Origin of the sequence: Streptomyces cyaneofuscatus, from assembly GCF_033109485.1 — a bacterium.
Taxonomy (GTDB): domain Bacteria; phylum Actinomycetota; class Actinomycetes; order Streptomycetales; family Streptomycetaceae; genus Streptomyces; species Streptomyces cyaneofuscatus.
Genome location: NZ_CP137002.1, coordinates 8,015,956 through 8,037,276, shown reverse-complemented (window position 1 = coordinate 8,037,276; position 21,321 = coordinate 8,015,956). Strand labels below are relative to the sequence as shown.

General features: G+C 72.8%; 19 protein-coding genes and 2 pseudogenes. 9 read left to right on the top strand and 12 right to left on the bottom strand.

Going from position 1 to position 21,321, the window contains the following annotated elements; all coding sequences use genetic code 11:
• Positions 1-24: 24 nt before the first annotated feature.
• Positions 25-1,560, bottom strand: a complete 1,536-nt coding sequence (locus tag R2B67_RS35500; RefSeq protein WP_317824687.1) for an alpha/beta hydrolase — start codon at positions 1,558-1,560, stop codon at positions 25-27.
• Between the two features lie 93 nt (positions 1,561-1,653).
• On the opposite strand from R2B67_RS35500, the gene R2B67_RS35495 reads away from it, so the two are divergent.
• Positions 1,654-2,628, top strand: coding sequence for a MerR family transcriptional regulator (locus tag R2B67_RS35495; protein WP_317824686.1), 975 nt, complete (start codon positions 1,654-1,656; stop codon positions 2,626-2,628).
• Positions 2,629-2,635: 7 nt separating this feature from the next.
• On the opposite strand, the pseudogene R2B67_RS35490 reads toward R2B67_RS35495, so the two are convergent.
• A pseudogene (locus R2B67_RS35490) lies at positions 2,636-3,092 on the bottom strand (SDR family NAD(P)-dependent oxidoreductase); the annotation flags it as partial.
• Here R2B67_RS35490 and R2B67_RS35485 point away from each other — a divergent pair.
• Positions 3,080-3,502 (top strand): annotated as a pseudogene (locus R2B67_RS35485) (TetR family transcriptional regulator C-terminal domain-containing protein); the annotation flags it as partial. The pseudogenes R2B67_RS35490 and R2B67_RS35485 overlap by 13 nt on opposite strands.
• Positions 3,503-3,561: 59 nt before the next feature.
• Here the strand turns inward: R2B67_RS35485 and R2B67_RS35480 are convergent.
• Positions 3,562-4,050, bottom strand: coding sequence for a DUF4430 domain-containing protein (locus R2B67_RS35480; RefSeq protein WP_109981297.1), 489 nt, complete (start codon positions 4,048-4,050; stop codon positions 3,562-3,564).
• A gap of 345 nt (positions 4,051-4,395) precedes the next feature.
• Entirely contained in the window at positions 4,396-4,953 is a 558-nt protein-coding gene (locus R2B67_RS35475) for a TetR/AcrR family transcriptional regulator (RefSeq protein WP_449336632.1), read from the bottom strand.
• Positions 4,954-5,283: 330 nt separating this feature from the next.
• Here R2B67_RS35475 and R2B67_RS35470 point away from each other — a divergent pair, with 330 nt between their 5' ends.
• Positions 5,284-7,182 (top strand): RICIN domain-containing protein, encoded by a 1,899-nt coding sequence (locus R2B67_RS35470; protein WP_317824685.1) that lies wholly within the window; start codon positions 5,284-5,286, stop codon positions 7,180-7,182.
• Between the two features lie 60 nt (positions 7,183-7,242).
• Here R2B67_RS35470 and R2B67_RS35465 read toward each other — a convergent pair whose 3' ends face one another.
• The gene (locus R2B67_RS35465; RefSeq protein ID WP_317824684.1) at positions 7,243-7,890 is read right to left on the bottom strand and encodes a TetR/AcrR family transcriptional regulator; all 648 of its coding nucleotides are present in this window, start codon (positions 7,888-7,890) and stop codon (positions 7,243-7,245) included.
• A 61-nt stretch (positions 7,891-7,951) separates the two neighbouring features.
• On the opposite strand from R2B67_RS35465, the gene R2B67_RS35460 reads away from it, so the two are divergent.
• A complete protein-coding gene (locus R2B67_RS35460; protein WP_317824683.1) occupies positions 7,952-9,580 on the top strand; it encodes an FAD-binding oxidoreductase in 1,629 nt (542 codons plus the stop codon).
• Here the strand turns inward: R2B67_RS35460 and R2B67_RS35455 are convergent.
• Both R2B67_RS35455 and R2B67_RS35450 read right to left on the bottom strand, forming a co-directional pair.
• Positions 9,543-11,690 (bottom strand): FUSC family protein, encoded by a 2,148-nt coding sequence (locus R2B67_RS35455; RefSeq protein WP_317825049.1) that lies wholly within the window; start codon positions 11,688-11,690, stop codon positions 9,543-9,545. The genes R2B67_RS35460 and R2B67_RS35455 overlap by 38 nt on opposite strands.
• Before the next feature lie 76 nt (positions 11,691-11,766).
• On the bottom strand, positions 11,767-12,900 hold the full coding sequence (locus R2B67_RS35450; protein ID WP_317824682.1) for an NADH:flavin oxidoreductase/NADH oxidase: 1,134 nt from the start codon (positions 12,898-12,900) through the stop codon (positions 11,767-11,769).
• Positions 12,901-13,059: 159 nt separating this feature from the next.
• On the opposite strand from R2B67_RS35450, the gene R2B67_RS35445 reads away from it, so the two are divergent.
• Positions 13,060-13,422, top strand: a complete 363-nt coding sequence (locus R2B67_RS35445; RefSeq protein ID WP_317824681.1) for an ArsR/SmtB family transcription factor — start codon at positions 13,060-13,062, stop codon at positions 13,420-13,422.
• 73 nt (positions 13,423-13,495) lie between these two features.
• On the opposite strand, the gene R2B67_RS35440 is transcribed toward R2B67_RS35445, so the two are convergent.
• A complete protein-coding gene (locus tag R2B67_RS35440) occupies positions 13,496-14,536 on the bottom strand; it encodes an NAD(P)-dependent alcohol dehydrogenase (RefSeq protein WP_317824680.1) in 1,041 nt (346 codons plus the stop codon).
• Between the two features lie 153 nt (positions 14,537-14,689).
• Between R2B67_RS35440 and R2B67_RS35435 the strand changes: the two genes are divergently transcribed.
• Positions 14,690-15,628, top strand: a complete 939-nt coding sequence (locus tag R2B67_RS35435) for a helix-turn-helix domain-containing protein (RefSeq protein ID WP_381075270.1) — start codon at positions 14,690-14,692, stop codon at positions 15,626-15,628.
• A 31-nt stretch (positions 15,629-15,659) separates the two neighbouring features.
• A complete protein-coding gene (locus R2B67_RS35430) occupies positions 15,660-16,091 on the top strand; it encodes a GNAT family N-acetyltransferase (protein WP_317824679.1) in 432 nt (143 codons plus the stop codon).
• A gap of 9 nt (positions 16,092-16,100) precedes the next feature.
• Here R2B67_RS35430 and R2B67_RS35425 read toward each other — a convergent pair whose 3' ends face one another.
• The 3 genes from R2B67_RS35425 to afsA all read right to left on the bottom strand — a co-directional run bounded on the left by R2B67_RS35425 (position 16,101) and on the right by afsA (position 18,764).
• Entirely contained in the window at positions 16,101-16,787 is a 687-nt protein-coding gene (locus tag R2B67_RS35425; RefSeq protein ID WP_317824678.1) for a ScbR family autoregulator-binding transcription factor, read from the bottom strand.
• A 166-nt stretch (positions 16,788-16,953) separates the two neighbouring features.
• Positions 16,954-17,814: an NAD(P)H-binding protein gene (locus R2B67_RS35420; protein WP_317824677.1), complete on the bottom strand. Its 861-nt coding sequence runs from the start codon at positions 17,812-17,814 to the stop codon at positions 16,954-16,956.
• A gap of 80 nt (positions 17,815-17,894) precedes the next feature.
• Positions 17,895-18,764, bottom strand: a complete 870-nt coding sequence (gene afsA, locus R2B67_RS35415) for a 2-oxo-3-(phosphooxy)propyl 3-oxoalkanoate synthase (RefSeq protein ID WP_317824676.1) — start codon at positions 18,762-18,764, stop codon at positions 17,895-17,897.
• Between the two features lie 226 nt (positions 18,765-18,990).
• On the opposite strand from afsA, the gene R2B67_RS35410 reads away from it, so the two are divergent.
• Positions 18,991-19,629 carry a ScbR family autoregulator-binding transcription factor gene (locus R2B67_RS35410; protein ID WP_018515156.1) on the top strand — a complete coding sequence of 213 codons (639 nt, stop codon included), beginning with the start codon at positions 18,991-18,993 and terminating at the stop codon, positions 19,627-19,629.
• A 32-nt stretch (positions 19,630-19,661) separates the two neighbouring features.
• On the opposite strand, the gene R2B67_RS35405 is transcribed toward R2B67_RS35410, so the two are convergent.
• Entirely contained in the window at positions 19,662-20,273 is a 612-nt protein-coding gene (locus R2B67_RS35405) for a LysE/ArgO family amino acid transporter (protein ID WP_317824675.1), read from the bottom strand.
• Positions 20,274-20,339: 66 nt separating this feature from the next.
• Between R2B67_RS35405 and R2B67_RS35400 the strand changes: the two genes are divergently transcribed.
• Positions 20,340-21,254: a LysR family transcriptional regulator ArgP gene (locus R2B67_RS35400; RefSeq protein ID WP_317824674.1), complete on the top strand. Its 915-nt coding sequence runs from the start codon at positions 20,340-20,342 to the stop codon at positions 21,252-21,254.
• The last annotated feature ends 67 nt before the right edge of the window (positions 21,255-21,321 follow it).

Below are 21,321 nucleotides of genomic sequence, written 5' to 3'. Positions count from 1 at the left end.
CCGGATGGTCAGGCGGTCAGGCGGTCAGGTGGTCAGGCGGGCCAGTACCGCCCCGACCGCCCGGCGTACGGCGTCGCGCGCCTCGTCCGTCGGGCCGAGGGTCTCGAAACCGTGGCGCCCTTCCGGTACGTCGACCACCTCGACGTCGGCTCCGCAGCGCCTCGCCGCGGTCAGGAACTCCTCCACGGTCGCGGCGATCTCGGCCATTTCGCGGCCCGCCCGGACCAGCACGATCGGGAGCTTCCGCGCCCGGGCGACCGCCCGCACCGGGTGGAAGCGTGCATCCGCCACCCCCCAGCTCGGCAGCGGGGCCAGGATCGGGTAGTTGACGGCCAGGCAGCGCAGCCAGGCCGGGGGCGCGGCCAGCCAGTCGGCGGTGAGGGGGCCGCCGCCCGAGAAGAACCACAGGGCGATCCGGTCCGCGTCGACCCGGGGGTCGGCCCGCACCCGTTCCACCGCGGCGGCCACGTCCTCGGCGGCCCGCTCGTAGTCGGTGAAGGCGTGCAGCCGGTGGTCCACGGTCGCGGCCACGGCTCCGTGCCCGGCGACGTACCGGGCGTACCCCGTGAAAGTCGGCCAGTCCCGGGGCGTCGGCCGTGCCCCGGCGGGTACGGGGCCGCCGTGGACGAACACCACGGCCGGGTGCGGCCCCGGCCCCTCGGGCAGGTACAGGTCGGTGTTCCCGGTCCGTTCGCGGGGGCGTTCGGGTACGTCGAGGAGGAACGGGCGCAGATGCGGGGGCGGTTCGGCGGCGTCGGCGGGCTTCAGCCGGTGGCCCCGGCCGGCCGCCGCATCGGTCAGGACCTCGGCCAGCTCGGCGGGGCAGGACAGCATCGGCCAGTGGCCCGTGGGCAGTTCGAAGAAGGTCACCCGGGGGTCGGCGAGGGCCTGGATCGCGGGTTCGCCGAGGTCCACCATCAGCTGGACGAGCTCGATGCCCGGCCCGTTGCCGGTGCACAGCACCCCGGTCACGGAGACCGCCGCCACGGCACCGGTGAGCCGTAGCGGCTGGAGGAGTGTGCCCAGCGGCTGCGGTGCCGCGAGGGCGGTGAGCCCGTCCAGTTGCACCTCGGAGAGTCCGGCGGTGCTCCCCCAACGGGACCACGCGTCCCGGGCGGGCGGCGGCAGGTCACCGGCCTTTCCTCCCTGAACTCCCCTTTCCCCGCCCCCGCCTTCGGTGAGTTCCTCGCGCAGGCGCTGGTCGGGCACCGCGGCCAGGGCCGGGACGCCGTCCCGGGGCATCCCGGAGTCCAGATGGACGATCCGGGCGACCGACCGCGCCCGCCGGTCCGCCGCGCCCAGCGCCGGGTGGATGCCGTAGTCGTGGCCGACGAGCACGATGTCGCCGCCGCTCTCCACCGCCACCGAGTCGATCACCTCGAGCACATCCGCGATATGCGTCTCCAGGTCGACGGCTTCGCCGGGAGCAGCGGGGCGCCCGCCGAGCCCCGTGAGCGCCACCGTATGCACCTCGGCGCCCTCCGCGACCAGTCGCGCGGCCGTGTCCCGCCATACGTACGGGCCGGTGAACGCCCCCGCCACCAGGATGAATACGGTCATGGTTCCTCCTCGTCACACGCTCGTGCGCGCACCGGCCCGGTTCTCCGCCGGCGCTCGCCGGTACCGTAGGAACTCCTCTTGGGGGAGGTTCAAGTGTTCTCGTCGCACGACGGTCTGTGCACGATCGGTGAGCTGGCCGAACTCGCGGGCGTCAGCGTCAAGACCGTCCGCTTCTACTCGGACGGCGGGCTGCTGCCGGAGGCGTCCCGCAGTGCGGGCGGGCACCGCAGGTACGCCCCGGAGGCCGTGGAGCGGCTGGGCCTGATCCGCTCGCTGCGCGGTCTCGGCCTGCCGGTGGCCGACGTACGCAGCGTCCTCGACGAGCAGGACGCCGGGGACGCGGCCGATGTGCTGGAGGCGGCGGTCGACGGCCGGCTGCGCGTACTCGGCTCCGAGCTCAGGGCCCTGCGCTGGCGGGAGGCCGCGCTCCAGCTCGTACGGGACTGCCCGCCGGAGGAGCGGCCCGCCCGGCTGCGCCTGGTCGGCGCGGTGGCCGCTCCGCCGAGCACCGCCGCGCTGGTCCGGTTCTGGCGCGCGTGGCTGCCCGCCCGGATGCCGGCGCGGGCCGTGGGGGCGTTCCTGGAGGTGGCGGTACCGCAACCGCCCGACGACCCCCGGCCGGAGCAGGTGCTCGCCTTCGCCCGGCTGTACGCCTTCGTGACCCGGCCGTGCGGAGGGAGCGGCGGCGGCCCGTGCCAGCCCAGGGCGCACAGCGCTGCCGGGGCCCGTGAGTCGGCCGTGCTGTACGCGGGGCTGGCGACGGCGTACGACCTGGCGGGCGGGGAGATACGGCGAGGCACGGAGCCCGGTCCGGGTGAGGCGCTGGACGGGTTCGTGGACGCGTACGCGAGCACGTACGGCATCCGTGACACTCCAGGATTCCGCCGTCGGCTCGCCGGTCAGCTCGCCGGCGATCCGCGCATCGACCGGTACTGGGAGCTGACAGCCGAGGTGCTCGGCGCTCCGGGCGGCGAGCTGGGGCCCACGCCCGGGACGGCCCACGATTGGCTCCTGGAGGCGTTGGACAACCAACTGTCGACGGGTATGGGCGGGTGCGCGCGGCGGTGACCAGCGCTCAGGCGGCGATGACCGCGGCCCCCACGCGCCCTCCGTCGACGTCCACCACCGTCCCGTGCACGAAGGCGGCCTCGTCGCTCGCCAGCCAGACGGCGGCGTGGGCGATGGCGTCCGGGGTGCCGATGCGGCCGGCGGGGGTGCCCTGCATCATGATCTCGCCGGGGTGGGCCTCGCCCTCGGCGGCGGGCGGGACGACCACGCCGGGCGCGAGGGCGTTCACCCTGACCCCCCCGGGGGCCGAACTCCGCGGCCCAGGACCGGGTCAGGGTCTCCACCGCACCCTTGGTCGAGCTGTAGAGGGTGCCGACCGGGATGCCGAGGCGGGCCACCCAGGACCCGAGGTTGATGACGGCCCCGCCTCCCGCCCGCACCATGGCCGGGGCGATGGCGGCGGTCAGGAAGTAGGGGGCCTTGACGTTCACGGCGTAGACACGGTCGAACGTCTTCTCGTCGGTGTGAGGACCAGCAGCCGCATCTGGACTGCCTGGACTCGTGGGAGTCCTGGTACCGGTGGCGGGACGCGGTGGTGGAGCGGTACGAGCTCCAGAACGATCAGTGCCCGCTGGGGTCGCTCTTCCTTCAGGTCGGCCGTTCGGAGCCGGGGGCGCGGGCGATCGTGGCCGAGCTGATGCGCCAGTGGCAGGAGCGCATCGCGGAGGGCATCCGTACGCTCCGGGACCGTGAGCTGATCCCGGCCTCCGTGGACGCCGACCGGAACGCGGCCGCCCTGCTGGCCGGGATCCAGGGCGGGGTGTCGATCATGATGTCCACCGGCAGCTCGGCCCACCTCAGGGCCGCGCTCGACACCGGGATCGACCAGCTCCGCCACGCGGCGGCCGGGGCGGACCGGCCCGAGGCCGGCTGAACTGCCGGGCCCGGGCCTTGGACGGCCCGGGGCCCGGCTGCGCCGCGGGCTCCGCAGCCTTAGAAGGCGGTCCAGGTGAAGGCGACCTTGTCTCCTGCGTGCAGCTTGAACTGGCAGCCGCCGACCGGGATCGAGGTGCCGTTGACGGCGATGTTCCAGTAGGCGACACCACCGCCGCTGACGTTCTTTATCGTGTCGACGGAGAAGTCGTCGAACGACGCGTACCAGGTGCCGTCCCAGGTGAAGTGTCTCTTCCGTGCGGCGTCGTCGAGGGCGGCGGTCGGCGTGGGAACGGCGCTCGGGTTGGCTCCGCCGTTGGTGCCGTCGCAGCGGTGCGTGCCGCCGGTGGCGGTGGTCACGTCATGCCCCTTGGTCTTGATCTTTCCCTTGAAGAGGCGGCCGTCCGGGCCCTTCACGGTGAGCGAGACCTTCACGGGGGCGTTCGTGGACGCCTTGGCCTGCGGCTGGGCGACAGCGGGTGCGGAGGCGAGAGCGAGGCCGAGTGCGGCCGTGACGACGAGGGTGCGGCGGGCGGATGTCAGATGCACGAGAGTGCCTTTCCGGTGCGGGGCGGCCTGCCGTGCCGCACCGGAGCCCGACCGTCCGCGCCACGTCCGTCCGCGCGTCTCGCGGCGTACGCGCGGCGGACCGGGGCCGCGGGGCTTCGCACTGCAGACCATGACAGGGGAAGCGGTACACGTCACGCGCCGGGCTGTCCGACTCGCGGCCCGGCGGGCCGCACACGGTTGCAGGTCAGTGCCGGATTCCCACCGGCTTCCCCCAGTCGCGCACGCATTCAGTTGTCGCTCCGGATCGCCGAAGCTCTCGCATGCTACGGCCAGTTGCCCGCGTCCGGCCGGGGAATGGACCGATACGTCGTCCGCATCCGGCGGTCAGCTGGGGGAAGGCGGGCCGAACCGTTCGGGTGCCAGGGTGGCGAGGAGGGACGTGACCACGAGATCCGTCGAGGCGGCCATGTCCACGGAGTCCGGCGAGAGCAGCCACTGGACCTGGAGGCCGTCCATGACCGCGATGATGGCGTTGGCCGCGTTCCCGGTCATCTCCGCGCGGTCGGCGGGGAGTTCGCACGCCTCGCTCAGGGCGTCGGCGACGAAGACCCGTAGTCCGTCGTAGCGGTCGCGGAAGTAGTCCTGGGCCGGGTGGTCGTCGGTGACGGACTCGGCCGACAGGACCGCGTACAGCCGGACGATGCCCTCGCGCTCGGCGTTGCGGAGCGCGGTGTTCACCAGGTGGCGCAGGAAGTCGAGCCCTTGCGGGCGGTCCGGGCCGAGCTGTTCGATGTCGGCCCGGTCGCGGAGTTCGAGGACGCTGGTGAGGAGCAGCGCCTTGGAGCGGAAGTAGTGCAGGACGCCCGCCTGGGTGAGGCCGACCCGGTCCGCGATCTCCGCGAGCGAGGCGTTGTTGTAGCCGCGGGCGGCGAAGGTGTCCATGGCGATGGACAGGATGTCCTGCTGCCGCTGCTGGGCCTCCGGGCTGCGCGGCGTACGGGGCTGGGCCGGACGGCGCGCCGGCCGGCCGACTGACTTCTTGCCCACCGGCTGCTTGCCGACCGGCTGGTTGCCCACTGGCTGCTTGCCCACTGACTGGTTGCTCACCGGGTCAGCTTAAGCCTGCTCCGGGCGGTGATCCGGGAGAGATCTCCCCGGGCGGCAGAACACCGCTTCCGACTACTTACTAAGCACTTAGTGGGTGTGGTTTCATGCCGTTGCCCCGCCGATGTCTCCAGGTATCGACGTACCGACCCAAGGAGAGAGCCGCACATGCCTCACCCCCGTCCCCTGCGCCTCAGAGCACGCGCGGCAGGTGCCGCGCTCGTCGTGGCCGTCGCCGGACTCGGCCTCAACGCCACCGTCACCACCGCCCAGGCCGCCGACCCGGTCGCCCAGGTCTGGGTCACCACCACCGACGGCAGCAGGAAGCTCACCGCCGACGGAAGCGTGCCGTTCACCGGCACCCCGCAGGGCGTCGACATCCGGATCGACGCCAACAGCAAGGGCCAGAACTTCACCGGCGCGGGCGCCTCCGTGACCGGCGCATCCGCCCACCTCATCCAGAGCCTCCCGCAGGACCGGCGCACCTCACTCCTGCGGTCGCTGTTCTCCGCGGAGGGGGACGGCATCGGGCTCAACTACCTGCGCCAACCCCTGGGCAGCACCGACTTCGACGCGAACTCCAACGCGTACACCTACGAGGACACCCGGGGTTCCTTCTCCATCGACCGGGACCGGGGCCAGATCATCCCGGTCCTGAAGCAGGCCACCGCGATCAACCCCGCCATCCGGTTCATGGGCTCCCCCTGGTCTCCCCCGGCCTGGATGAAGACCAACAACTCCCTCAACGGGGGCAGCCTGAGGACCGAGCACTACCAGGCGTACGCCGATTACCTGGTCAAGGCGATCCGGGCGTACGGGCAGGAGGGCATCACCCTCACCGACCTCACCGCGCAGAACGAGCCCGAGTTCGCCACCAGCTACCCGTCGATGAGCATGACGGCCACGCAGCAGGCGGACTTCTTCCAGGTCCTGGACCGTACGCTGACCGCTGCCAACCTGCCCACCAACCTGCTGGCGTACGACCACAACTGGGACCACCCCAACTACCCGCTCGACGTCTTCGCCCGGACCGGTGGCATCCAGCGCATCATCGGCGCGGCCTTCCACTGCTACGGCGGAGCCCCGGCGGCGCAGCAGCAGATCGTGAACGCCGGGAAGCGGGTCTTCTTCACCGAGTGCTCCGGCACCGACAGCGCCAACCCCGCGACCACGTTCGGCGACACCCTCAAGTGGCACGCCGAGAACCTCGTCGTCCAGAACATGCGCAACGGCGGTGAGACCGTCATCAACTGGAACCTGGCCCTGGACCAGAACGGCGGCCCCCACCAGGGGCACTGCACCAACCGCTGCAACGGCATCGTCGAGATCGCCGGCGGCCAGGTCACCCGGAACGCCGAGTACTACGTCCTGGGGCACGTCACCAAGTTCATCAAGCCGGGGGCGACCCGTATCGGCTCCACCAGCCAGGGCGCCGGGGGCGTGCAGAACGTCGCCTTCCAGAACCCGGACGGCACCCGCGCGGCCGTCGTCGTCAACACCGCCTCCGCATCCCAGCGGTTCTCGCTGACGGACAACGGGAAGTCGCTCGCGTACACCCTGCCCGCCGGTGCCGTCGCCACCTTCACCTGGGACGGCAACGGCGGTACGACCGAGCCTCCGGCCGGTTCGATCGACCCCGCAGCGTGGTACCGGGTGCAGAACACCAACAGCGGTGCCTGCCTGGACGCCGCCGACTGGGGCACCGGTGACGGCACCGCGCTCCAGCAGTGGGCCTGCGGCACCGGGGCCAACCAGGGCTGGCAGTTCCGGCCGACCAGCGGGGGCCACTACCAGGTGGTGAACCGGCACAACGCGAAGGTCTGGGACGTGGACGGCGGCGCCGGGGCGACCGCCGACGGCACCAAGGTCCACCTCTGGTCCTACGTCGGCTCCACCAACCAGCAGTGGCGGCCCGAGCCGCTGGCCACCAACGGGCGGTACCGCTTCGTCGCCCGCCACAGCGGCAAGTGCCTCACCGTCGACAACTCCTCCACCGCCAACGGAGCGCGGCTCTCCCAGCAGCCGTGCAACGGGTCCGCCGCCCAGTCGTTCGCATTGACCGGCTGACCACGCGCATCGCTCACATCGGGCCCCGTCGCACGCGGCGGGGCCCGACCGCGTACCGCATCAGCTCCGGATCGCGGTCAGCAGCCGGGCGCAGCGCGCCGCCATGTCCTGCGCCGACTGGTCCGGGTGGCTGGTCCACCAGCCGACCAGCGCGCCGACCGTGCCGGTCCACACGTGCTTGAGCGCGTCGGCGTCCAGCGGGTCCTCGTTGCCGTGCCCGCGCAGGAGGTCCGCCGTTCCGGACGCGGCGAGGTCGTCGATGGTCCGCCGGTGCCGGTGCGCGGCGGCGTGCAGGTCGGTGCCGGGCTTCAGCGTCCGGTCGTACAGCACGAACCAGGCGCCCCGCTGCCCCTCCAGGACACCGAAGACGGCGCTCAGCACGCGGTGGGGAGTCTCCGCCGCGGGCCTCTCCCCCGCCATCGCCTCCTCGATCGCGGTGACGAGCCGGGGTGCGACGTGCTCCAGGCAGGCGAGGTAGAGGCCGTCCTTCGAGCCGAAGTACGTGTACAGCATCGGCTTGGTGACGCCGACTCGTCCCGCGATCGCGGCCATCGACGCCGAGGCGTGGCCGTGGCGGCCGAACTCGTCGACGGCCGCCGCGAGGATCTGCTCCTCGCGGCGTGCACGGGGGATTCCCTTGGTCCCGGCGCCCCGGGCGCTCTTCGCGGGCGGGGTGGCGGCGGACGACGAGGCTCTTGCCGTGTTCATGCCTGAGACTATACGTTCCAGTAAATTACCCAGAGGTAAATTACCGGAAGGTCATACGCTCATGGCGGACCGCAGCTCCTCCCTTCCTTCCCCTCCTCCCCGGCCCGACAGCGCCTCCGTCCGCTCCTGGTGGGGCTGGGGCGCCCTCGACCAGGCGCTGCCCGACGCCGAGTGTGTCTCGCTCGCCGCTCTGGTCCCCGGGGCGGCGGAGTCACCGCTCCCCGTTCCGTCGATCGCCTCGCTGGAGCTGCCGGCGGTCCGGGTGAGCGTGCCCGCCGCCCTCGCCCATCTCGTGTCCTCCGACCCGGCCGACCGGGCGGCCCACACCTACGGCAAGGCCTTCCGGGACGTGGTCCGCGCGCTGTACGGGGACCTGGCGGCCGCGCCGGATCTGGTCGCCCGCCCCCGGGAGGAGCGGGACGTGGGGGAGCTGCTCGACTGGGCCGCCGGGGCGGATGTCGCCGTGGTCCCGTACGGGGCGGGCAGTTCGGTCGTCGGCGGGGTCGAGTACCGCGCCGGGGAGCATCCCGGTGTCCTCTCCCTGGACCTGTCGGGGCTGGACCGGGTGCTGGAGATCGACCGGGTCAGCCGCGCCGCCCGGATCCAGGCGGGTGTTCTCGGCCCTGACCTGGAAGCGCAGTTGCGGCCGCACGGGCTGACGCTGCGGCACTTCCCGCAGAGCTTCGCGTTCTCGACCCTTGGCGGCTGGCTCGCCACCCGTGCCGGTGGCCATTACGCCACCCTCCACACGCACATCGACGACCTGGTCGAATCCCTGCGCGTGGTCACGCCCTCGGGGGTGAGCGAGTCGCTGAGGGTGCCGGGTTCGGGGGCCGGGCCCTCCCCCGACCGGCTGTTCCTCGGCTCGGAGGGCACGCTCGGGATCATCACGGAGGCGTGGATGCGGCTCCAGGACCGCCCCTCCCACAAGGCGTCGGCCTCGGTGGTGTTCGAGCGGTTCCGCGACGCGGTGGAGGCTGTCCGGGCGATCGCGCAGTCGGGTCTGCACCCGGCCAACTGCCGGCTGCTCGATCCGGGTGAGGCGGCCCTGTCGGGCGTGGCGGCGGGGGACGGGAGCGTGCTGGTGCTGGGGGTGGAGTCGGCGCACGGCCCGGTGGAGGGCCGGCTCGCCGAACTCGTCGCGCTGGCCCGGGAGCACGGCGGCTCCCCGGTGGAGGCGGCGTCCGGTGACGGCGACTCGGCCGCCGGCACCTGGCGTTCGGCGTTCCTGCGGATGCCGTACCTCCGTGACGGGCTGGCCCGGATGAGCGTGATCAGCGAGACGTTCGAGACGGCCTGCACCTGGGACCGGTTCCCGGCCCTGTACGAGGCGGTGCACCGGGACGTCGGGGCGGCCGTCCGGAAGGTGACCGGTGCGTCGGGCCTGATCAACTGCCGGTTCACGCATGTCTATCCGGACGGTCCCGCCCCCTATTTCACGGTGATCGCCCCTGGCCGGCGCGGGGCGGAGGTGGCGATGTGGGACGAGATCAAGGCCGCGGCCATGGAGGTGCTCGGGGAGCAGGGGGCGACGGTCACCCATCACCACGCGGTCGGCCGCGACCACCGGCCGGGGTACGACCGGCAGCGCCCGGAGCCGTTCGCGCTCGCGCTGCGGGCCGCCAAACAGGCCCTCGACCCTGCCGGAATCCTCAACCCGGGGGTGCTGTTCGACGCCGCGACGGCGTGACGGGGGGAGCGTCCGGGCCCGGCGGCGGGGTCAGCGAGGAGTCGATCCGGGTGAGCTGGTGGGCGAGGCTCGTCATCCACACCTCCAGGTCGACCGAGAGCGGCGTCGGCGGAGGGCCGTCCGGTGCGGTCCACCGCCGTACGGGCGCCGGGGCGCCGGTCAGCTCGGCGGCGATCCGGTCCGTCTCCGCGACCAGCTCCTCGGCCGTGGCCCGGGCCCAGGCGGCGGCCGGGGCGCTCGCGCCGGCCTCGGGGCGGAGGCCGAAGCGGGGCAGCCAGTGGGCGCCGAGGAGCATGTGGTTCGCCGCGATGAGCATGGCGTGCCAGTCGGTACGGGTGTCCTCCCCCGGGGCCTCCGTGCGGTACTGCGCGTACGCCGCTTCGGCGAGGCGCAGCCGGTGGACGCCGGGCAGGGTCCGCGGCCCGGCAGTCCGGGAACCGTCCGGCAGCGTCTGCGGCCCGGCAGCCCGCGAACCGTCAGCCGGTGTCAGCAGCGCCTGTGCCGTCACCGGCACCAGCTCGGCGCAGACACGCAGCAGCTCCGCCATGGCCCGGTGGACCTCCCGCCGCGCACCGGCCGGCCAGGCCAGCAGCCCGCACAGCAGACCGATCACGCTGCCGGTGACGACGTCGATCATCCGGGCCTCGGAGAGCCGCCAGGTGACCGGTTCGATCTGGGCGAACGCGGTGGCGACGACCAGCGTGAACAACCCCTGCGCGTACGCGATGCCCAGCAGCGGTCCCAGGGCGAACGCCACCAGCATCACCGGGGCGAGCAGGGCCGCGTACGCGTCGGTGTGCGGGCCCAGCCCGATCAGGAGTGCTCCCGCCACGAGCGCTCCGGCCGCGTTCCCGGCGACCGCCAGGCGGACCGCCCGCCAGGTCGCGCCGGCCGTCGTGCGCCCCAGGGTCAGGACGGCGAGCAGCACCCAGAAGCCGTGGGACAGATCGAGGGAACCGGCCACCGCGCGGGCCGCCGCGAGGCCGAGCGCGGTCCGCAGGGCGTTCTGGAACAGCACCGACCGGAACGTCACGTTGCCGGTGACCCGCCGGGCCCAGAGTCTCGGCGTGGACAGCTCCGCGTACCAGAACAGCCGGCGCGGGACGGCGGGCTCGGTGGGGTGGCCGTGTACGGCGATGTCCGTGGTGATCTCCGCCATCCGCGCCGACTCGGCGAGCGCCAGCACCTGCGACTGGCGGCGCAGGACCTCGACCGGTGGCCGCTCGCCGGGCGGCCCGGAGGCCAGGCGTACGCGCTCCGCCTGGAAGTCCCGCATCGCCTCCTCCAGGGCTCCGGCCACCGGTGGCCCGGTTCCGGTGCGGAGGAACCGGGCGCAGGTGGTGCACAGCTCGGACACCCGGTCCAGGAGGGCGGCGGAGGCGGGGTCGGGGCCTGCGGGTGGTGTCTCGGCGAGCGTGGCCAGCTGGTCCAGCAGTCTGCGGACCGCGCGGCCGCCCTGTTCCAGGGCGCGGTCCGTCCGCCCCGCGCCGGCCGGGCGCTCTGCCGGTGGTACGGACGCCAGCCGCAGCCTCGCCCCCGCCTCGCGCAGCTTCTCGGGCGGTACGCCGCCGGGGGCGGCACCGCGGGCCGCCTCGCCGAGCGCGCGGGCGAGGCGTTCCGGGTAGGACGCGGCGGGCGGGTCGGGAAGCAGGAGTTCGCAGGCGGCGAGAGCCAGGACGCCGAGGGTCAGCCCGGCCAGCCGCTGGCCGAGCGTCCCGGGGGCGTACGGCGGGAAGCAGGCGAGGATGTAGAAGAGCTGGAGGCCCGGCGCGACGCCCGCCGGGCGCGGGCCGCCCACCGCGGCGAACGCCAGCACGAACCCCACGGCCAGCATGCCGCCGACGGCCGCCCAGGTCTGCACCGCGAGCAGGGTGCCCAGGGTCGCCAGGACCAGGGCCGGGGGCAGCGCCCGCAGCATGACGGAGACCCGCTGGCGGCCGGAGCCGGGGACGGGTGAGAGCAGGCCGACGGCGATGGGGGCGAAGAGGGCGTACAGCGCCATGACCGGGAGCCCGGCGCCGTACAGCAGCGGGTAGAACCCGGCGCTCGCCGCGACGGCGACCCGGACGGCCCGGCGGACGATGGTCGCCCTCTCCTGCCCGGTGGGGATCACAGCGCCATTGTCGGCCCGCGCCGGGCCGCCCGCTCGGGATGGCGGGCGGGTCCGGCGGTGGTCGGGTGGTGGGTCAGGCCTTCGCCGGCTCCTTCTCGGCGGTGCGGCGGCGGACGACGGCGTAGCCGTACGAGTCGGGCCAGCGGGGCTCGGCGCCGAGGGCGTCGGCGGCGTGGTGGGCCCAGTACGGGTCGCGCAGCAGCTCACGGCCGAGCATGACGGCGTCGGCCTGGCCCGAGGCGACGATCTCCTCGGCCTGGGCGGGTTCCAGGATCAGGCCGACCGCGGAGACCGGTATGTCGCCGGCCTGCCGCACCTGTGCGGCGAAGGGCACCTGGTAGCCGGGGTGGGCGGAGATCCGCGCGTCGCGGACCAGGCCGCCGGTGGAGACGTCGAGGAGGTCGACGCCGTGGGCGGTCAGCTCCTTGGCGAGGCGGACGGTGTCGTCACCGGTCCAGCCCTCGCGCGGGTCCTCGTCGTTCTCGGTCAGCCAGTCGGTGGCCGAGGTGCGGAAGAGGACGGGCAGGTCGTCGGGCCAGACCGCGCGGACGGCGTCGACCACCTGGAGCGGGAAGCGCAGCCGGTTCTCCCAGCTGCCGCCGTAGGCGTCGGTGCGGTGGTTGGCGGCCGGGGAGAGGAAGGAGTTGATCAGGTAGCCGTGGGCGCCGTGGATCTCGACGACCCGGAATCCGGCGGCGAGGGCGCGCTCGGCGGCCGCGGCGAAGTCGCGTACCAGCTGCTGGATCTCGTCCTCGGTCAGCTCGTGCGGGACGGGCTGTCCGTCGAACGCGACGGGGCTGGGGGCCACGGGCTGCCAGCCGCCGTCGCTCTCGGGGACGTACGCGCCGCCGTTCCAGGGCTGCTCGGTGGAGGCCTTGCGGCCGGCGTGGGCGAGCTGGATCGCGGGGACCGATCCGTGGGAGGCGATCGCCGCGGCGATCCGGGTGAAGGCCTCCTGCTGGCGGTCGTTCCACAGGCCCAGGTCCCAGGGGCTGATCCGGCCGTCCGGGCGTACGCCGGTGGCCTCCGCCATCACGAGCCCGGCGCCGCCGGCGGCACGGGAGGCCAGGTGGGTGAGGTGGAAGTCCGTCGGCACCCCGGCCTCCGGGCCGTGGGAGGCCGCGATGTACATGCACATCGGCGACATCCACACGCGGTTGGGGATCTCCAGGGACCGCAGGGTCAGGGGCGTGAACAGAGCACTCACCGGAACGTCTCCTCAAGGGGTCGGGGCACGGAGCCGGCGCCCTGCCCGGGCTGGAAGGGCAGGACCGCCATGGCCAGTACGATAGACCTCGTAGTACGGGAGTTGTCAAACTACGAGGATGTTCGTACTTTAGAGATGCGAGACCTGAGGAGGCCGCCCATGCCCACGTCCGAACCCGAGGTCGCCGCCCCGTCCGGGCGCCGGCTCGCCCACCCGTCCACGGAGGAGATCCGTCTGGAGGGCGTGCTGCACGCGCTGGCCGACCCCGTCCGGCTGACCATCGTGCGCGAGCTGGCCGACGGCCACGCGGACATGGCCTGCATCGCGTTCGACCTCCCGGTGAGCAAGTCCACCACCACCCACCACTTCAAGGTGCTGCGCGAGGCGGGCGTCATCCGCCAGCACTACGAGGGCACCTCCCGCATGAGCAGGCTGCGCGAGACCGACCTGGAGGCCCGCTTCCCCGGGCTTTTGGCGGCCGTCCTGGAAGCGGCGCGGCGCTCGGTCGCGCCTTCCGCATAAGCCCTGTACGCCGGGTGCCCCGGGCCCTTTCGAGGGCCCGGGGCACCCGGCGTACAACCGCTGGACAGATCGCTCAGATGGTCGCGGTGTCGATCACGAAGCGGTAGCGGACGTCGCTCGCGAGGACCCGCTCGTACGCCTCGTTGACCTGGCCCGCCGCGATGACCTCGATCTCTGCGCCGAGGCCGTGCACGGCGCAGAAGTCCAGCATCTCCTGGGTCTCGGCGATCCCGCCGATCGCGGAGCCCGCCAGCGACTTGTTGCCGCCGATCAGCGAGAAGAGGTTGAGCGAGACCGGCTCCTCGGGCGCGCCCACGTTGACCAGGGTGCCGTCCGTCCGCAGCAGGGCGAGGTAGGCGCCGAAGTCCAGCGGGGCCGAGACCGTGGAGAGGATGATGTCGAAGGTTCCGGCCAGCTCCTCGAAGGTCTGGGGGTCGCTGGTCGCGTAGTAGTGGTCGGCGCCCAGCTTGAGCCCGTCGTCCTTCTTGCGCAGCGACTGGGAGAGCACCGTCACCTCGGCGCCGAGGGTGTGCGCGATCTTGACGGCCATGTGGCCGAGCCCGCCGAGGCCGATGACCGCGACCTTCTTGCCCGGGCCGGCGCCCCAGCGGCGGAGCGGGGAGTACGTGGTGATGCCGGCGCACAGCAGCGGCGCGGCCTCGTCCAGCGCGATGCCCTCGGGGATACCGACGACGAACCCCTCGGTCACGACGATGTGCGTCGAGTAGCCGCCGTAGGTCGGCTCGCCGCTGCGGTCGAGGGCGTTGTACGTCTGGGTGTTCCCCTCGACGCAGTGCTGCTCGCGGCCCATCAGACAGGCGTCGCACTTTCCGCAGGAGTCGACCATGCAGCCGACGCCGACGCGGTCGCCGGCCTTGAACCTGGTGACGCCGGGGCCGGTCTCGGTGACGATCCCGGCGATCTCGTGGCCGGGCACCATCGGGAAGATGCCCTCGCCCCAGCCGTCGCGGGCCTGGTGGATGTCGGAGTGGCAGATACCGGCGAACTTGATGTCGATCAGGACGTCGAACTCGCCCACCGGGCGGCGCTCGATCGTGGTGCGCTCCAGCGGGGCCTTGGCACGGGGAGCGGCGTAAGCGGCAACGGTGGTCATGCCGGAGGTTCTCCTCTGGGTGATGCGGTGAGTACGTCTCCCAGCATCAGGGGGCGCACAGCATTTACCCAGGTCACCGCTTTGCCTACGTCCAGTGGTCCTACTACTGGCGGGGACAGGCTTCCGCGCGTACGACCAGGAATAATGGGTTCCATGGACGTTTCGCCCGACCCCTCCGCCCCCGAGCCGCTCGACCGGCGCGCCGAGCTCAGCGAGTTCCTGCGCACCCGGCGGGCCCGGCTCCAGCCGCAGGACGTGGGGCTGCCGGAGTTCGGCCGGGCCCGCCGGGTGCCGGGGCTGCGGCGGGAGGAGCTGGCGCAGCTGGCCGGGGTCTCGGTGGCGTACTACACCCGCCTGGAACAGGGCAACGGGCGCAACGTCTCGGCCGAGGTGCTCGACGCGATCGCCCGGGCGCTGCGGCTCAGCGACGCCGAGCACGCGCATCTGACGCACATGGCCAAGCCCGCCCAGCACAAGAAGAAGCGCCGCCCGGCGCGGGTGCAGCGGGTGCGGACGGGACTGCTGCACCTCCTGGACAGCCTGGAGGGCATTCCCGCGTACGTCTCCGGGGCCCGCTCCGACATCCTCGCCTGGAACCCGATGGCGGCGGCGGTCTTCGGCGACTGGGGCGCGCTGCCGCCGGAGGAGCGGAACTGGGCGCGGCTCGTGTTCCTCTCCCCCGCCTACCGGGACCTGTTCGTGGAGTGGGACTCCAAGGCCTCGGACATGGTCAGCTATCTGCGCCTGTACGCGGGCTGCCACCCGGACGATCCGCAGCTCTCCGCGCTGGTGGGTGAACTCTCCGTCAAGAACGACGAGTTCCGGCGGCTGTGGGCCACGCACAACGTGAAGGAGAAGGGGCACGGCACGAAGCTGATCCGGCATCCGCTCGTCGGGGACATGGCCCTGTCGTACGAGACGCTGCATCTGCCGGACGATCCGGAGCAGTACGTGGTGACCTACCACGCGGAACCGGACTCCGCCTCGGCCGAGGCGCTGCGGCTGCTGGCGAGCTGGGGTGCGGACGCGCGGCGGGCGGATGTGGAGCGGGTCGACCCGGGCGGCAGGGCGGGCCGGGGCCAGGCCGGATAGGCGCGCCGGCCGTTGCTCTATCGTGTAATGCATGGAATACACCACTGACCCTTACGAGCTCCGGGTGGGCGTACCGTCCGTCGAGCTCTTCCGCCGACTGCGCACCGACGCCGGGCTCTCCGACAAGGCGCCCGAGGCGGTCGCGATCGCCCTGCCCAACACCTGGCACGGCGTGGTCCTCCACCACGAGGGCGAGCCGATCGGCATGGGGCGGATCATCGGTGACGGCGGCACCGCGTTCCAGGTGGTCGACATCTGCGTGCACCCCGCGCACCAGGGCCGGGGGCTCGGCAGGCGCATCATGGCAGCGCTCACGGAAGAGCTCGAACGCCGGGCGCCCGCCACCGCGTACGTCTCACTGATCGCGGACGGGCCCGCGCGCCACCTGTACGAGAAGTTCGGCTTCGCCGACACCGCCGCGCACGACTCGATCGGTATGTACCGCTCGATGGGCGCGGGCTGAGCCGCGAGGTCAGATCGGCGCGGCCGTCTCCATCCCGTACGTCTCGCGTTCGGGCCGGCCCGTGGCGACGGCCTCCGTGGCCGCGACGGTCCCCGACGGGTCCAGGAGCGGCAGGATCTCCGGGGCGGCGAGGCAGGGCAGCAGCAGCCGCCAGAAGCCGGTGAGCGTCCGGGCGGAAAGCCACTGGGAGTCGCACCGTCCGAGCACCTCGAACCCGGTGGTCGCGGCGACCGTCGCGGCGGTGACGTCCGTGCGGGAGACGCCTTCCACGAGGGTGCCGACGGCGGCCGCCTCGTCGAGCAGCTCCCCGACGCAGCTCTGCCATTGCGCGGGCAGGCCGGGTTCACCGCCCCGCTCCCCGCCGTAGCTGAGCCGGAATCCGGCCCGTGTCACCGGATCGCGGCCGAGCAGGTCCACCAGGGCGTGCGAGGTGTCGACCAAGGTCTGCAGGGCCGTGTCCGTCCTGCGGCGGATGGAGCCGGACACCTCCAGCAGACCGTGCGACGCCTCCGCGACCACGGCCTGGGCGACCGCGGCCTTGTTCTCGAAGTGGAAGTGCAGGGCCCCCGTACTGACGCCCGCGCCGGAACTGATCAGCGCCAGGCGCGCCTGTCCGTACCCGTGCTGCTCGAACACGATCGCCGCTGAGCGGATCAGGGCTTGGCGGGTACGCGCTGCGCGCACCTGCTTGGTCACCGTGGCCTCCGCCGGGAGGAGAAACGGATGGGATGGGGCCCCGGGCTGTGGGCTCCGAAGGCCGGGGGCGCTCCGCCGGAGCGGTGAAGCAGCGTCATGAGGAATATCAAACCAACTTACCGGTTTGATTTCCAGGGGAACGTATGCGCGGTCGGCACCAGCGTCCCTACGCCGGTCGCCAGGCCGCGCCGAAGGACTCCGCGTGGTCCGCGGCCCAGGTGCGGAACGGCCTGGCGGGGCGGCCGGTCAGCTCCTCGACGGTGGGCACCACCGCCGCCTTGGCCCCGGCCCGCTGGCGCTCCGCGCTCTCCAGGAACGCCTCGGCCACCGGCTGCGGATACTTCGCGAGCAGCGCCTCGCGCGCGCGGCCCAGGGGCAGTTCCTCGAAGCGCAGCGGACGGCCCAGCACTTCGGAGAGCTGGGCCGTCTGCTCGTACGCGCTGATCGCCTCCGGGCCCGACACCCCGTACGCCCGTCCCTCGTGGCCCGTACCGGTGAGGGCCGCGACGGCCACCGCCGCCACGTCCCGGGGATCGACGCACGCGACCGGCGACCGCCCGTGGAGGGCCCGCACGACACCGTCCGATGCGATGCCCTTCGCCCAGGAGAGCGTGTTGGACATGAACGTCCTGGGGCGGACGAAGGTCCACGGCACCCCGGACTCCCTGATGGCCTGTTCGTTGCCGCGCTGGAGCCGGGTGATGAAGTCGTCCGCGTCCGGCTCCTCGACCGCCATCATCGACAGCTTGACGAGGTGGCGCACTCCGGCCGCCGCGGCCGCCGCGGCTACCCTCGCGTCATCGGGCTCCGTGGGGCTGTTCGTCACGAGGAACACCGCGTCGATGTCCCGCAGCGCCCGGTCGAGGGACGCGCGGTCCCCGTACTCCCCCACCACGATGTCGACCTCGGGTCCGCGCACCGTCACGCGCTCCGGCTGCCGCGCCAGGATCCGCACCGGACCGGCGGCCGCCAGCAGACGGGCGCTCTCGCGGCCGACCGCCCCGGTCGCCCCTGTCACCAGAATCACGCCACGTACTCCTCACACACCGTCATCAGCCTGTCGTCCAGGCGCAACACACCGCTCACACGCGCGCCGCACGGCTGCATTCAGCCCGCCGTCACGGGGCCCGTCAGCACCGTGTCGAAGACCGGCTCGCCGTCCTGATGGCCCGTCACCCGGATCCTCGCCTCGCCCGGCGGGCCGCCCGGCAGGACCTCCGCGGCGATCGAGCACGGGCTGCCGAACTCCGCGTACCGGTGGAAGTGCGTACGCCCCTCGGCGGGGACGAACCCGCCGTCCCCGGCGGCCAGGCACGCCGCCTGCCGCGCCGCCTCCAGCAGCAGCATCCCCGGCACATGGTCGTTGGGCCGCTGGAACAGCGTCGGGTGACGGGTGTCCACCCGCAGCTCCCAGACCCCTTCGCGGGAGCTCTCCGAGAGCACCACGTCCTGCGCCCTGGCGCGCCCCGCCCGGGTGGGGTCCACCGGCGCCGTCCGCGGTATCGCCACGCCCGGCTCCGCCGATCCGCCGCGGATCCGCCGGTAGACACGCGGGCTGGTGAACCTCGTCGCCCCCATCCCGGTCGCGACCAGCCGGCCCGCACGGTGCACCACCCAGTCCACGCGGCCCTGCACCGGCAGCCCGCCGCGCCACTTGAGCTCGGAGCAGGTCACCTCCACGTCGATCACGGTGGGCAGGCCGCCCACGACCAGGTGATCGGGGTGGGTCGCGTAGTCCAGATCGGCCATCAGGAAGTGGTAGCCGACGGGGACTCCGTACCCGGCGTGGAAGGCCAGCATCGCCGCCTGCCGCATCGCCTCCGTCACCAGCAGCGGATCGTGACGGTCCGCTCCCACCGGGGCGAAGAACGGATGATCGTGCGGAAGCACAGCCTCCACGTGGAACCGGTCCGGCCCCAGCCGCTCCCAGTTGCGCGGAAAGGCGTCCTCCGCCCTGCTCCTGTGAACCAGTTCCATTCCCACCGGATGCACCACTCGGGCCTCCGAGGCCACGGCCGACGCCGCTACAGGGTCGGTCAAGACTGCTGCTTCGGGCATAACTCCCCCCCAGGGGTCATGTGACGGGCGAGTCGTTTCTGGGTGCGCACGCGCTGATAAGATACAGACTAAGCGGTTTTTTTTCTATCCCCACCGGCTGCCCGCCCGGCCCCACGACCGGCACCGTCCGACGAAGGAGACAGAGATGGCCAAGCAGGACCGGGCGATCCGTACCCGCCAGGCCATCCTGATGGCAGCCGCCGAGACCTTCGAGAAGCACGGTTACCAGGCCGCCACCATCACCGAGATACTCAAGATCGCGGGAGTGACCAAAGGCGCGCTGTACTTCCATTTCCCGTCCAAGGAAGAGCTCGCGCTCGGTGTGATCGAGGCCCAGGACCCCCCACCGCCCACTCCGGACCAACCGCTCAAGCTCCAGGAGCTCGTGGACATGGGGATGCTGTTCAGCCACCGTCTCCACACCAGTCTCCTCACCCGTGCCGGTGTCCGTCTCTCCATGGACCAGCAGGCCCAGGGCCTGGATCGCACCGGCCCCTTCCTCAGGTGGCAGCAGACCACCCACGACCTGCTCGCCCAAGCCAAACAGAACGGCGAACTCCTCCCGCACGTCAACCCCACGGAGACCGCCGACCTCTACGTCGCGGCCTTCACCGGCATTCAGGCGGTCTCGCAGACCCTCACCAACTACCGCGATCTGGAACAGCGTTACGTCACGCTCCAGCGGCACATCCTGCCCAGCATCGCCAACCCCTCCATCCTCACCGCGCTGGACCTCAGCCCCGAGCGCACCACCCGCCTCGCCCGGCTCATCCCGGCGTACTGAGCCCGCCGGCGGCCGGTCAGGGGGGCGGGCGGTCAGGCGGTCAGGGCCAGCCGGGCTCCGAGGCCGATCATCATCGCGGCGACCAGCCCGTCCAGGACGCGCCACGACGACGGGCGGGCGAGCACCCCGCTGAGCAGCCGGGCGCCGAAGCCGAGAGCGGCGAACCAGCACACGCTGGCGAGGATCGCCCCCAGCCCGAAGGTCCAGCGCAACGGGCCGCGGTCGGCGGCGACGGAGCCGAGCAGGAAGACGGTGTCCAGGTAGACGTGCGGGTTGAGCCAGGTCATCGCGAGGCAGGCGAGCACGACGCCCCGCTTCGCCCCGGAGGGCGCGTCCTGCGGGTGCAGGGCGGAGGGGCGGAAGGCCCGGCGTGCGGCCAGGAGGCCGTAGACGATCAGGAACACCCCTCCCAGCAGGGAGACCACGGTCAGGGCGGACGGCCAGGCCACGACGACGGCACCGACCCCGGCGACTCCGAGGGCGATGAGGACGGCGTCGGACAGGGCGCAGATGACCACCACCGCGGATACGGCCTCCCGGCGGACGCCCTGGCGCAGGACCAGGGCGTTCTGGGCGCCGATGGCGACGATGAGGGAGAGGCCGGTACCGAACCCGGCGACCGCGGTGGTCAGAGCGTTGGTCATGGTGCCGACGCTAGGGAGATCCCGCATCCATGTACAGCTAATGATTCTTACGTATCTTTAGCTGTTGTGATGCCTGAGCTTCCTCTCGACCAGGTGCGGACCCTGGTGGCCGTCGTCGACGAAGGCACCTTCGACGCGGCGGCCAACGCCCTGCATGTGACGCCGTCGGCGGTCAGCCAGCGCGTGAAGGCCCTGGAGCAGCGCACCGGGCGGGTGCTGCTGATGCGGACGAAGCCGGTGCGGCCCACCGAGTCCGGTGAGGTCCTGGTGCGTTTCGCCCGCCAGTTGGCCCGGCTGGAGCAGGACGCGCAGTCGGCCCTCGGGATGTCGGGCCCCGGCGAGCCGACTCGGCTGACCGTGGCGGTGAACTCCGATTCCCTGGCGACCTGGTTCCTGCCCGCCCTCGGGCGCGTACCGGAGGAGCTGGGTATCTGTTACGAGCTGCGCCGGGAGGACCAGGACCATACGGCGGCGCTGCTCCGCGAGGGGCTGGTGATGGCGGCGGTGACGTCCTCGCCCGAGGCGGTGTCCGGCTGTTCGGTGCGGAGCCTGGGCCGGATGCGCTATCTGCCGGTGGCGACGGCGGCCTTCGCCGGGCGGTGGCTCGGGCTGGGGACGGCGACCCCGCTGCCCGAGCTGATCGCGGACGCCCCGGTGGTGGACTTCGACCGGCGCGACGACCTCCAGGACTCCTTCGTCCGCGCGCTCGGATGCGGTCCGCGGGCGGGCTCCCGGCGCCACTTCGTGCCCACGTCGGAGGGGTTCGTGGACGCCGTGGCGGCCGGGATGGGCTGGGGCATGCTGCCCGACGTCCAGGCGCGCCCGCTGCTGCGCGCCGGGCGGCTGGTCGCCCTCGCCCCGGACCGTCACGTGGACGTCCCCCTGTACTGGCAGCAGTGGAAGCTGGACTCACCGGCCCTCGCCACCGTGGCCGAGGCCGTGGCGGCGGAGGCCGCCGAGGCTCTCGACGGGGCCCCTTAGGATGGCGGGTCTCTCCCCCAGGTCAGGGCTCCCGGTTCCGTACGGGAAGCGCCCGGGGGCCATCCCG